The following is a 12215-nucleotide window of genomic DNA, read 5'->3' as shown; positions in this document are numbered from 1 at the left end:
AAGAGAACAGGCGGGCCCCGATACCGGGAGCGCGCAGCACCCAGGGGTGAGTGAGCAGCCCGGTACCGGAGTAATTGCCCGGTATCGGAAGTGATTAGGCCCGTCCGGGTTCTTCGGGGTCTTGAGCAGTGGCGTCCGCCTGCCGTTCGGCCACCAGCGCCTCGGAGTTTTCTTCGCTCATTTGAGCAACCACCGCGCCGTCGGCCCGGACCAGCTTGATCATGCGGAAGGCCATGACGGCCAGCCCAGCGCCCACCAGCAAGATGGTGGGCCAGGTCGGCAGGAAGTGCGCAATCAGAAGTGCGAATCCTGCGTAGAGCACAGCACCGCCTGCCATTCCGGCCCACACGGCAAGATCGCGGCGCTGGATACCGTAGGAGACATCCTTGTTGGCCAGATACATCTGGACACCGGACATCAGGAAGCTGGGCAGCACGGTGGCCAGTGCCACCACGGTGATGCTGTCCGTGAAGGTGGCAAACCACACCGCAGGCAGTGTCAGCACCAGCACCGTCAGGCTCAGGATGGAGGCGCGCATGGCGGAGCCGCGCAGATTCATCACAAGGTTTGCGGGCTGGGTGATGGCTTCCGCCATGATGCCAAAGGCCAGCATGGACAGGCCCACGGCGGCGAAAGCAAAGTCATTGCCCATCCAGGCGGTCATCAACTCCGTGGGAATGGCAGCCAGGGCAGCTCCCATCAGCAGACCCATGCCAAAAGTCAGGGTCAGGCAATTTTTCAAGATTCCCGCTGCCTTGTCCGGGGTGGCTATGCGCAGCGGGTAGCCATAGGGCAGGGCAATCCAAGACACCACCAAGCGGCAGGACTGGTACACGCGCATCAGGGCGCCGAAGGCTGTGGTCGCGTGCAAGCCCAACGTGGGACCCACCAGGAACAGCGGCAACTGGTAGATGCCCAGTTGGGACAGCGCGCCAATGGACATGACAGAGGATATTTTGATCAGGGGTTTGCCGTGATCGCGCCACAGCCCGGGGCCGAACACAGGGGCTCGGAACCGCTGAGCCACAGCCACCATGCACACCAGGGGCGGCAGCATGAGGGAAACGCATTCCACCACCACAATGCCCAGGAGGCCGGTGTCTGTGAGCACCACCAGGCCGTAGCCGGCAGCGCGGGCAAGAATGGCAATCACAGCAGCTTTGCGTTCAATGTCCGGGCGGTTCAGTCCCCACAGCACGGAGTTCATTCCCCGGCCCACCAGTGAAATGAACAGGGTCACCGCGGCCAGAATGGTCATGGGCCACAAGATCGCCTGATCTTCTTCAGGAATGCTCACGGCCCCCAGGTAGAGCGGGAAGACCGCCGTGTAAATCACGGTGAGCACCGTGGCCAGGATCAGGAACACCAGCAGCGCAGCGGTCACGAACATGCGGCGTTCACGCTGGTAGTCGGCGTTGTCAGGGATACCCGTCAGAGTTCTGACAATGCCTGCGCCCAAACCGAAGTCGGTCATGGTCAGCATCTGGATGGCACCGATGGCAAGCACCCACAGCCCGTAGGAACCCGCACCCACAATGGACACGGCCAGCGGATAGAGCAGCAGGAGACCAAAAATTGAGGTGAAGCCGGACAGGTAGTTCCACAGGATGTTCTGCCCCAACCTGGAGGCGCTGGTGTCCGCCCCCGTGGCATTGTCCTTCTCCTGACGGTGCCTACCGCGCTCTTGCCCCGGTGTCCGCGCATCCGATCCAGCCATGTTGGAAAAGACCCTCCTGCCATCTCACGGGCTTCGGCCCGCCAAAACTCGGTGGGGCCCGGTGGAGCCCTCAAAGGGGTCAAGCGATTTTTGCCTCTGATGGGTCCCCAATGGACTGAGACGTATGACGGTCAGCCGTGGTGTGCGGACCGGGGCGGTGGCGGAGGACCTCCCCAATGGTCACATCCGCTCCTACAAGTAGTTCGAGGAGGATCTTACGCACCTGCACCCGCCCCGCGGCACTCAAGAGCCCGTGGTCAAGTTCGGGGACAGAGTGCAGTCTTATGCCTCTCACCTGGGGCGCAGCTGATGTTGAGTTGTCCCGGGTGAGCAGAATCTCATGCTCCGCGGCGCGCCAAAACCCCCGCTGGCCTGCTTTTTCACCTCCACGACGACGCCGCACCCTCCCCATTGCCCACGTCCCGTTGAGCCGCTGGAACCGATCCATGTCCTCCTTGCCCTGCACCAGCTCCACGGTGGGAGGCAGGTTGGCATCCCCCAGAACCAAAGAGGGCGCATCCACCAGACCGGTCCTGCCCAGGGCATGCCACACCGGTGCAGGCGCTCGCATCTCCAGGAAGTCTTTGCTCCGGGACAGGGTGGCTTTGAGGCGTCGTCGTGCTGCAGTGCCCACGGTGCTCAGGCGTGAGGCTCCGGAGGGAGCATGGCCTGGGGCAGCGGACTCGGCGTGGTGGTCCTGCTCTGCGTTGGACAGTGCCGGCGGTGCTCCGTCCCATCCGGCGATCTGCGTGTAAACCCGCTGGTAGTAGGCAGTGGATCTCCGCCACGCGATGTTGTTGAAAGCCACCACACGGGACAAGTGGGCCGACCGACCAGCGCGCAGCAGCAGCCAGGAGCCCACACACAGCCCCACTCCCGTCACGGGCTTTCCGGTGAGGCGGGCCAACCACTCGGCATGCTGGGCCACTGCGGTGATGGCTTCCGGCTGGTACGGCACGGGTGGTTCGTCCTGCAGGGGCTCGGTCAAAATCCCGCATCCGGGACGCTCTGTGCGCAGCACCGTGAGCCCGGCAGCGGCCAAGTCCCGCGCCGCGGTGGTCCACAAACCCGTGGGCCCGTCCATGGGTTCGGCTGCCGCGGAAACCATCAGGACAGCAGGCGACGCCGTACCCGCCTCTGCCCTCTCAGGCTCGGTGTCACACTCAGGGGTCACCAGAATGCCCGGGCTTCCGTCATCCGTGGAGATCAACCGTTCCCTCACTGTGACCCCACCGTGCTCCAGCGTCATGGTGGTCACCGGGGTGATGTTCGCGGGGACTGTTTTAGTGCTCCCACCGGCTTCAGGGCTCCCGTAGGCGTGCAGTATTGCCGTGCCCCCGTCAGCATGCGGCGTAACCGCCGCAGGGGTGGTGGGAGGAGTTTCCGGCGGCACTGCATCAACCCGCGATTGCGGCTCGGTCAGCTCGCGCGCCATGGCCCGAACACTGGCGCGGGGGACTCTGGCAAACTCGCTGGAGACCTCGTACAGCAGCTCCGCCACGGCCCGGTCTTGCTCCACTCGGATGACCCAACCATCCGACAGCCCACCCGCCGTGGGGGCTTTGAGAAGTTTCATCTGGGCCGCCTGCTGCGGGGTGTAGAGCTCTCCGGCGGTCTCAACGCCTACAGACGCCGCCACCACGGGACGCGCCAGGCTCATGCTGCGCAATGCCGCCGCTTTTCGTAAGTAGGCCCTACCACCCACCGGCTCCCAGAAAATGCACCGGGCCACGGTCACCGCAGGTTCCCGGTCATCCACAGGCTCCCGGTCATCCACAGGCTCCATGCCGTGCAGTGCCTCCGCCAGAACTGCCGCACCAATGCGTAAGCCCACCGCGTGCAAGGGCACCGCAGGGGCACGGTGAGCCAGCTCCGCCAGTCCGGCCCGGACATCGGCGGCCCATGCCGTGGAGAGCTGTTCCGGTGCAGGGTGGGAGTCTGCCACGCCCCGCAGTGTGATCCGCAGCACCAAGGCACCGCGGATGGCCAACTCATGGCTGAGGGCCGCCATGGCGCGTGCACTCACCACTTGTTCACGCCCCACCGGGGCCACCAGAAGAACCGCGCAACGCACCCGCGCCCCGGAGGGAGCTTCCAGCACCCCGTGCACCGCGGCCGCGGAGGAGATGGTGGAGAAATTATCGGCGTCTGCGGCAACATCACTGCCCGCATCACCGGCGCTCTGCGGAGCTGATGCGGGGGTGGAATTGTTGTGCACGCGCACCCAGGTGGGAATGGGCCCGGTGCTGGTGGCAGTGTTCATCTCAGGAACCCGCCATCAGGAATCCGATGAACCCGACGCGGGCCGGTTCCCCGATCCCAGCAGTTCGGTGCGCAGCGTGTCCAACACGGTGCGGCATCCGGTGGCTGTGATCACCGAATGGTCCAGGCGGTCGGACTCGATGGAACGAATGGGCAGACCGGCCTCAGCCAGCCTCTCCACCGCGCGGTCCGCCCGGGTGGCCTTCCAACGTGGAAGATCATCCGGCCCGTTGAGCACCACCACGCGAGCTCGGCTGCTCATGGGTTCCAAGACCCGCTCGGGGGTTTCCATGAGGGCCCGGCGGCCGGCCAGTTTCCACAGCGGGTACGGCATCCAGGTCCGCACCGCCAACACGGTCTGATCGCGCAGCATGGACTTCAACAAGCCGAACCCACCGGCCTGCACCACGTCCCGGGCCCACCGCACGCGATCCAGTATTCCCACAGGCCCCTTGCGGATGCTGCGCTGTGGCACAGCGGGCGCCGGTGCACTGCGAGCGGCACGGTTGGTGGAAGCCGGCGCATCCCGCGCGGCATCCGCGTTGTAGGTCTCCCGCACGTCCGCCCACAGGTCTTCGGACATTTTCCATTCGGAATGCCCGATCAGCACCACGCAGGAGGCACCCGTGGGAGTTGCCTGGATTTCGCCCAAGCTGGCAGCCCACGCAGAGGAACACAACAGGGCTGCACTGACGGGTTGGCAACCACTGGCTTTCAACCAGTCCACGGATTCCACAAAACTCACGGCACTGCGGCGGGTGTAACTGTTGGTGGCCCGTACGGCATCCACCGGCGTGGAATCACCCACCAACGGGCGATCCACACGCAGGGTCACCACGCCATCCAGCGCCAAATCCCTGGCGATCAGTGGCCATTCCCCTCCCCCGTAACGGCCGTCCGGCCCACCTCCGGAGACGAACAGCCCTTGGACTCCGGCAAAAGCCCCGGGCTGGCCGTCGCCTTCGCGCCAAGTCACCACTCCCACGCGGTGGTCGCGCCCCACCTCAACCAACCGTTCGTGCAGCACCACACCGCCGTTCTCCGTCCAAGAGTTCTGCAGCACGGTGGGCAATTCACCGACGACGGCGCGTGGCATGTCCGCAGGTAAAGCGTCCCGAACTCGGTCAAAGACATCGTGATGCAGGCGGACGTCAAAGGGCTCCACGCCGAACATGGCCTTGGCCCGCCGTTTGTCGGTCTCTTTGATCTCCACCACGGTTGTGGCGGGTACCTCCCCCTCAGCCTGCGGCGCTGTGGACGGTGAGACCGTGGCAGCCGTGGTGGGTTCGGGTGTGCCCAACTGGCTGAACTGCTCAGCCTGTTCAGGGGTCAGTGCCATGCCCAGCAGGTCCACCAGCCCGGCAGTGTCCGGAACATGCGCAGCCACCGTGTGCCGCAGCCGCGACCACTGACGCACAAAGGTCTTGCCCGCAACAGGTTCCCAGGAGACAACTGTCTGGAACTCCTCCAGCATGGTGCCCACAACGGCGGCACCGGTGCGGTAACCCACGGCGTGCACCGGCAGATCGTGGGCTCCCAGCATCTCCTGCGTGGTGGCCACAACGGTCCGCAGATCCTCCTGCCAGGCCGCCACTGCGTTGTCCTGACTTCTCAAAGGTTGGGAATCCAGGCTGCCGCGCCAACCGAATCGCACTGCCGTGAAGCCGGCCTGGGCCAGCACAATGCACAGTCCGCGCACCGTCAAGGTGGACAGCAGCAGTTCCCGGCCCGCCGGGGCGGCCACCACCACAATGCCGCGGCTGGTGGCCTCCGGTGGAGTGTGAACCCAGCCCAGCACGGCAGAGGATCCAGTGCCGAACCACGTTGGTTCTCCTTTAATCATTACTTCTCTCTCCCCGATTCCTCCCGTGCGTACTCTCCGAGCACTGCGGCCAATCGCTGATGGGGACCGCGGTGAGGATCCGCTGGTCTCCCGGACAAAAAGTCATCACATCGTCCTGCGGGACCCATCCAGCTCCCACGTCCACACTGACCCCGCGCGCTGCGGGGGTTCCAGGCAGTCCCACCGTGTGCACCCGCGCTCCCCCGGCTGCTTCGGTGCCGCAGACCCCGTCAAGCTCCCCAGCTGAAACTGCTTCCGGTACCCCCGGGACCAACGCACCGCTGATTCGCATTCCCCACTCCAGGTCAACCAAGGCGTCTCGGTGCCCACCACCGAGTAACTTCACATCCCGCAGAGACCGAACCCACCGCTGGGCTGCCTGCCCGTCACCTGTGGAACCGCGCAAGGATTCAGCGACCCCGTCCAAGGCTTCAACAGCATCCCCAAGAGGTTCAGCCAAACCACCCGAAGGTTCATCCGGCACCAACTCCACGCTCACGGCTTCCCACTGCCGCTGACCGAATCCCCATGCGTGGTCCAGATCCAAGAATCCCCCCAGAATCTGCTCCACATTCCAAACGGCTTCTGCGCCTCCGTCCACCTCAACGCGAACCTGCCCCGATGGGCCGGCGGCATTGTGCCGGGTGAAGGTCTTGACATACATCATGCCTGTCAGCGGCCACAACGGGTCATGGAAGACGTGAATATGAAGCCCTGAAAGACCCTCATCCACCAGGCGAACCGCAGTGTCAGCACAGGCCCGGCGCATGGCATACCAGGTGGCTTTGGGACGCCCGGTGTGATCCAACAGGCCCCAGCCGGCTCCCGCGCAAAAATCACGACTGGCCAGTACCACCACGCCGTCGCAACCGGAGGCACCGCGGCGTAAGTCAGTCATGGTGTGTTCAACGGCGTGTCCAGCAGCTGTGCGTTCAGCCGCCAGCTGTTCAGATCGTGAAAGGTGCGCCCAGACACCGGGCCGGAAGTCGCCACCGCTGGAAGCAGGACCGCCGTGGGTGGCGGCCTCAGCACCGGCTGCACCCGTGTCCGCCTCGCATCCCGGTTCCAACCAGCGCCTGGCGTAATGGGCGGTGGTCTGCTCAAAGTCCCACGTGGCCCCCGGGTCACGTGCGGTGGACCCGGACCAGGCCGCGCGGGCGTCGTCGTTGTGATCGGCCGTGGGCGATCCAAAGGCGGCGGTGATCTCAGACGGTGCGGGGGGCACACCAAAAGCAAGCGCTTCAGCGGCAAACCGCACGCCGCTCACGCGAGTGTCTGTCAGGGGCCGCCGGTACGCGCCCACGCCGAACCAGTGGGAAATACCCGTATCCGGCCTGGTGGGTGGGTTGCCACCGCTGGGGCTGGACGCCACGTGGACGCAGTGCGGGATCAGCTCATCGCACAGCTCGGGCAGCACTTTCTCAATGACCGGAATGGGGGCATCGCTGAGGTTGCGGCCGTAGAGCACGGGCTGCTGCAAAACCTCGTTGCCACCGGAAATCACGGCAACGCTGGGGTGAGCCCCCAGGCGCGGAAGCCATGTTTTCAACTCCCGGGTGATCAGCTCCACCCAGCCGTCCTCAGAGGGCGGGTCCAGGGTGGCCAACATGGCGTCCTGCCAGACCAGCACCCCATACCGGTCACAGGCCTGGTAAAACGCGTCCGTCTCCCACGCGTGCGTGCCGGAAATCCGCAGCACGTTGGCGCCGGCCATCCTCATGGCCAGCACGCCGCGCTCAACACGCTCAGCCTCAGTCCACAGGTTGACCGAATCAGGCGGAGTCCAGACCGCTCCGCGAGCAAAAATCCTGCACCCGTTCACCACCAGGGCAAATCCACCATCGGCCGTATCCGCTCGGAGGTGTCTGAACCCCACCTCAGCCTGATACACGGTGCGGAAGGCAGCGGCCCCAGCCGCCGGGAACGCCGCGGAAACCGTCAGCGTGTGCAACACCGGATCGCCGTGGGTGGCAGGCCACCACAGTGCGGGCTGACTGACCTCCAAGACCAAATGATGGTCACCTGGCATCAGGCTGTGCTGCACCGCAGCATCGGCGCAGTTCAGCCGCACGGTCACCGGTTCCTGGGCCCGCACCCACACATGAACCGTTCCGTGCACGTCACCATCACCTGGGTGCGCGGACGTCTGGCGGTGACCCCACTCCACCGCTGTGTGGGTGCGCACCACCTCCAGACCATGCTTGGGCACCGGCTCCAGCGCTGCTTCACCCCACGGCCCCACCACGGGGTAGGTCCCGGCCCACGGAATCCGACCGATCAGCGGCGTCCGCCGCCACCTTAAGGAGGAGTCGCCCACCAGGGTGGAGCGCCACCGCGGACGCGGCTTTTTGGGTACGGGCACCAGTCCAGGAGCCCGGCACACCAGGGCCAATTCGTGGGTGGTTGCAGTCACCGGTAGGTCCACCACCACGTCGTCCAGCCCGCTGACCGAATGCCCCACCCGTTGGCCGTCCCAAAAGACCTCACTGACCGTGGCGATTCCCCGCAGCCGCAATCTCAACTGCCGACCGCCGTCGTCTTCAGCGACGCCCGCGAACTCGGCACAATCCACGGTGGTGATCCACCACCAGTCAAAATCGTCAAGGTGCCGCAGAAGCTCCCCGGTGGATTCCGCGTCCTGCGGCACAGCGGAATCCTCCACTGCGGCCAGTACAGCACCAGCTGCTGTACCGGGCACCTGCGCGGGGATGGACGGGCTCACTGCGGCGTCCTGAACGACGTCGACCAGCGCACCCCAGCGAGGCAACGGCACCGGGCCGGGGCCACCAGTTGTCCCCGGTTGGCCATGCGGTGCAGCTACCGCGGAAAGGTGGTCCGTCTGCACGCCCTGCGCCACCGTGCCGTCCCACACCAGATCATTGGCCCAGGCCACCTGACCGGGAGGGGTACGGCTCAACCGCCACTGCAATGTCTCCATCATGAAAAGGCCCACGCCCGCACAGTGGTGGCGGCCTGCTCCCACTGGTCGCTGATGCTGGACATGGCGGTTTCCAGGGAAGCGGACCTGCGGCCACGGGCCACGCGGGCCAATTGGAACTGCAGCGCTTTGGCCTCCCTGCTGACTGCGGCATAGCTGTCCGCGGCGGGCTGGAGTTGTTCGACTCGGCTGAACCGCACCGCCTCAGAGGCCAGCAGCGCCACCACTCCCAATTGTCTTGTGGTTTCAAAGCACAGTGCGTGATAGCCCTCCATCCCGGTCTCTGCAAGCCAATCGAACCGCGAGCGCAGCACTTCCATCAGGTGCGCTGCGGGGTTCTCGGTTCCGGTGCGTCGGGCGTGATGGCCCAGCAGACGGACGGTATGGGCGCGGGCCTCGTCGTCGGACACGGCACTCAGGCGGTCCAGGCGTACCAGTTCAACATAGGGTGCGGGCACAATGCCCCGGTCACGCTGTTCCCCCAGAACAAAGTCGAAATCGGGTCCGTGCAGTTCGTGCAGGCCTTCGTTGTGGAGGTAGACCAGGTGTTGCTCGGCCGGATTCAGGTGGAGGGGCACAATGGAGGTTTTGGTGTGTTCTGTCCCGTAGGAGATCCCACGGGTGTCCGGCAGCCAATAGGCGTCCGCCTCCACGATCATCAGATTGCCGGCCTCCATCTGAGTGCGCACCTGCTCGGCCAAGGGCTGCCAAACGTCGTACTCACCCACCCGGATGCCGTGGACTTCCTCCAGGTCACGATGGTCGATTTTGAGGAACTCAAACTGCTCCACCTGGGTTTCAGCCGCCACCGCTGCAGCGAACAACGGTTCCGGGCTGCGGCCCAGACCGTGCAGCAACTCGATCCAGACGTCCAAGTAACAGTTGGTGTTGGACCACAGGGAGTCCTCCGCGTGGAGGGGATGCCGGGTGAATCCCGCAACGGTCAACCCCGGATGAACCACCGGCGTCATACAGCCCCCAGTCCCAGTGTTTGACGCACGGAGGCGGGCCAGGTGTTCAGCTCTGTTCCGTGGGTGCGCGCCAGGGACAGCGCTATGCGTTCCAGACCGAATCCAAAACATGCCGAATGGGCCACCGCTCCATCAGCGGTGCGCAGGTTGAACTCAGCCCCAAAGTGATCCTCGTGGTAATTGCCGGAGGAAATCGCGGTGTCGCGCCCCGGGTAGATCTGAGTGGTGATTTCAAATTTCAGTTCCGCAGCTCGCTGCCCCTGGGCCAACATGACTCCGGCCCGGCCAAAGAACGGGTCATTGGCCCCTTCGGTGTGCACCTCCAACCCCAGTTCGGTCAGCAGACGAGCGCCCAGGTCCAACATGGCCGTCCGGTGCGCCAAGGCCTGCTCCGGGGTACCAACCAGCACAAACTCCAACATCCGAAAACTCACCAGGCGCATGGGATCTGGAGAGGGCTCGTTGCGGAAGCAGTCTCCCGTGATGGCCCACACCGTGCCATCGCAGACGGCATCCTCACGCTGCCCCAACCAGGCATAGAGCGGGTGGCAGGCCGCCGGGACCAGCGCGTAATCGCTGGTGTGCATATGCCCGTCCCACGGAAGTCCTGCTTCCCGGTCCGCCAGCAGCCTGCGGTGGTCCTTGGTGTCCCCGTCAAAAACATCCACCGTGCCCAGCAGCTGCGGGAAGCTGGCCACGTAATCCGTACGTTCCAGCATGGAGCGGCCGTTGACCGGTGGAAACCGCACCGCATGCAGCTCGGTCGGCCGTGGCAATTCCCTGTCCACACGTTCCCGGGCCGCTGCCTCCAGACCACGGATCACGGCTTCCATGGCCACACCGGTTCCGGTCACCCCGGTCCCCAAGGTGGGAAGCAGCCATTGGGCCTCCAACAGCTGAGCCTCAAAGGTGTGTTCGGCGGCTTTGTGGTTGAGCTCAGTATTCATCGTCGCCCCCGGGACACCATTTGCAACGTGGCCGTGTTTTTCAAGATGCGGTCATTGTTGACCTGCAGGGACGGGCCCATGGCATCCCGCAGCGGTCTGGCCAGGGACAACGGACCGTTGTTGGAGTAGGAAGCAATGCCCACAATCACCATGGCATCCCCCACAATCTGGCGCACCAATTCGGAGGTGGAAACTTTGAGGGTGTTCATGGCAATGGCAAAAGACATGGAGGACAGCGCCTCCGGGTCATGCTCATGATCTTCAAAACGTTGCACATTGGCCCGCACCACATCTGTCATGCGTTGAAGGTCAATCTCCAATTCGGCCAGCCGCAGCCCTCCCGGTGGTAGCTGGCCCGGGGTGGCCCGCGCCTTTTTCTGCACAAACTTGCGCGCCACGTCCCCTGCGTTGGCGGCCATCCCCAACCAGGAGGAAGCCCACAGCGTGTGGGAGGCAGGCAGCATGGTCTGCGCGGAGATGGTGGCAAAGTCCACCGGCAACACGTACTGCTCAGGGACCGTGGCCTGCAGCTCGAAGCCCTCCGACATGGTGCCGCGCAACCCCATGGCGTCCCACTCCGTGGTCCGGTCCAATTCCAGATTCGCCTTGGGGGCCACCACCAAGGACTGCTCGGACGACGGCGCCTGCGGGTTCTGCCGCGCTGTGACCAAAATGGCATCCGCATACCGCGCGTAGGAGATCACCGGTGCTGACTTGCGGACGGTGACCGTGGCGTCGTCGTTGTCATGAACTGCGCAGGAGGAGGTCCTGGTGTCCCCACCGATGTTCTTCTCCGTGGTGGAGGAGGCCAGGAGCCACTGCTGGGTGGCCACCCGTTCGGTGAGCTCGCTCAGCGGTGACCGGGTGGCCAAATCCACGTGGCGGACCAGGCACAGTTCCTGGCTGAAGTGCATGGCCACAATGGCCGCTGCGGAACCGCAGACGCGCCCCAGTTCCTCCACCAGATGACAGAGCTGTGCAATGGAAACCCCCGCACCGCCGTGAGCCTGCGGTATGAAAGCACCAAAAATGCGCTGTGCACGGCAAGCGGTAATGGCCTCGTGTGGAAAACGGCCGTGAAGGTCAACGTGAGCAGCGTGCTCGCGGGCCACTGACACCACAGCCGCTGTGCGCTCTTCCCAGGACCGCCCGGTGTCTTCCGGCAGCTCACGGACAACCGTGGTTCCCGTGGGAATTTCGTGTTGGTCAATCACTTTGTCCGTGCCCGCCAGCTCACTGCGCAGACTCATCACTGGTCATCCTGCAAGGTGGCCACAGCCTGCACAATGGAATCCAAGGACTCAAAGGTGTCCTTGGTCAACAGCTCTTCCGGGAACTCGATGTCAAAGGCATCCTCCACACCCAGCATCACGTTCACGGAGGCGTGGGACGTCATCCCCGCCGAGTACAAGCTGTCCGCAGCGCTGAGTTCCGCTGCATCCGCACTCAAATGAGCGTGTTGGGCCACCACATCCCGGACAGTTTCCACAATCTCCGCGCGGTTCTGACTCACGATTCCCCAATTCCCCGGCCCCAC

The 12215-nt window shown here is 64.7% G+C and carries 8 protein-coding genes; all 8 read right to left on the bottom strand.

Annotated elements, in window-relative coordinates; all coding sequences use genetic code 11:
* Positions 1–94 precede the first annotated feature (94 nt).
* Positions 95–1717, bottom strand: coding sequence for a lipopolysaccharide biosynthesis protein (locus Q4G32_RS10020; protein WP_303351111.1), 1623 nt, complete (start codon positions 1715–1717; stop codon positions 95–97).
* Positions 1718–1796: 79 nt separating this feature from the next.
* Complete coding sequence (locus Q4G32_RS10015; protein ID WP_303351109.1) at positions 1797–3980, bottom strand: hypothetical protein; 2184 nt, start codon at positions 3978–3980, stop codon at positions 1797–1799.
* Between the two features lie 15 nt (positions 3981–3995).
* On the bottom strand, positions 3996–5822 hold the full coding sequence (locus tag Q4G32_RS10010; protein ID WP_303351107.1) for a hypothetical protein: 1827 nt from the start codon (positions 5820–5822) through the stop codon (positions 3996–3998).
* Positions 5815–8775 carry a hypothetical protein gene (locus Q4G32_RS10005; protein ID WP_303351105.1) on the bottom strand — a complete coding sequence of 987 codons (2961 nt, stop codon included), beginning with the start codon at positions 8773–8775 and terminating at the stop codon, positions 5815–5817. The genes Q4G32_RS10010 and Q4G32_RS10005 overlap by 8 nt, the downstream gene beginning before the upstream one ends.
* The gene (locus Q4G32_RS10000) at positions 8760–9731 is read right to left on the bottom strand and encodes a DUF1839 family protein (protein ID WP_303351104.1); all 972 of its coding nucleotides are present in this window, start codon (positions 9729–9731) and stop codon (positions 8760–8762) included. The genes Q4G32_RS10005 and Q4G32_RS10000 overlap by 16 nt, the downstream gene beginning before the upstream one ends.
* Positions 9728–10678: a hypothetical protein gene (locus Q4G32_RS09995; RefSeq protein ID WP_303351103.1), complete on the bottom strand. Its 951-nt coding sequence runs from the start codon at positions 10676–10678 to the stop codon at positions 9728–9730. The genes Q4G32_RS10000 and Q4G32_RS09995 overlap by 4 nt, the downstream gene beginning before the upstream one ends.
* Positions 10675–11928 (bottom strand): acyl-CoA dehydrogenase family protein, encoded by a 1254-nt coding sequence (locus Q4G32_RS09990; protein WP_303351101.1) that lies wholly within the window; start codon positions 11926–11928, stop codon positions 10675–10677. Before Q4G32_RS09990 ends, Q4G32_RS09995 begins: the two co-directional genes overlap by 4 nt.
* Entirely contained in the window at positions 11928–12191 is a 264-nt protein-coding gene (locus Q4G32_RS09985; RefSeq protein WP_303351100.1) for an acyl carrier protein, read from the bottom strand. Before Q4G32_RS09985 ends, Q4G32_RS09990 begins: the two co-directional genes overlap by 1 nt.
* Between the last annotated feature and the right edge of the window lie 24 nt (positions 12192–12215).

It is taken from the genome of Kocuria sp., from assembly GCF_030538595.1.
In the GTDB taxonomy this organism is placed as follows: domain Bacteria; phylum Actinomycetota; class Actinomycetes; order Actinomycetales; family Micrococcaceae; genus Kocuria.
The sequence above is the reverse complement of the archived record's forward strand: the minus strand, read 5'-3'. Positions and strand labels throughout refer to the sequence as shown.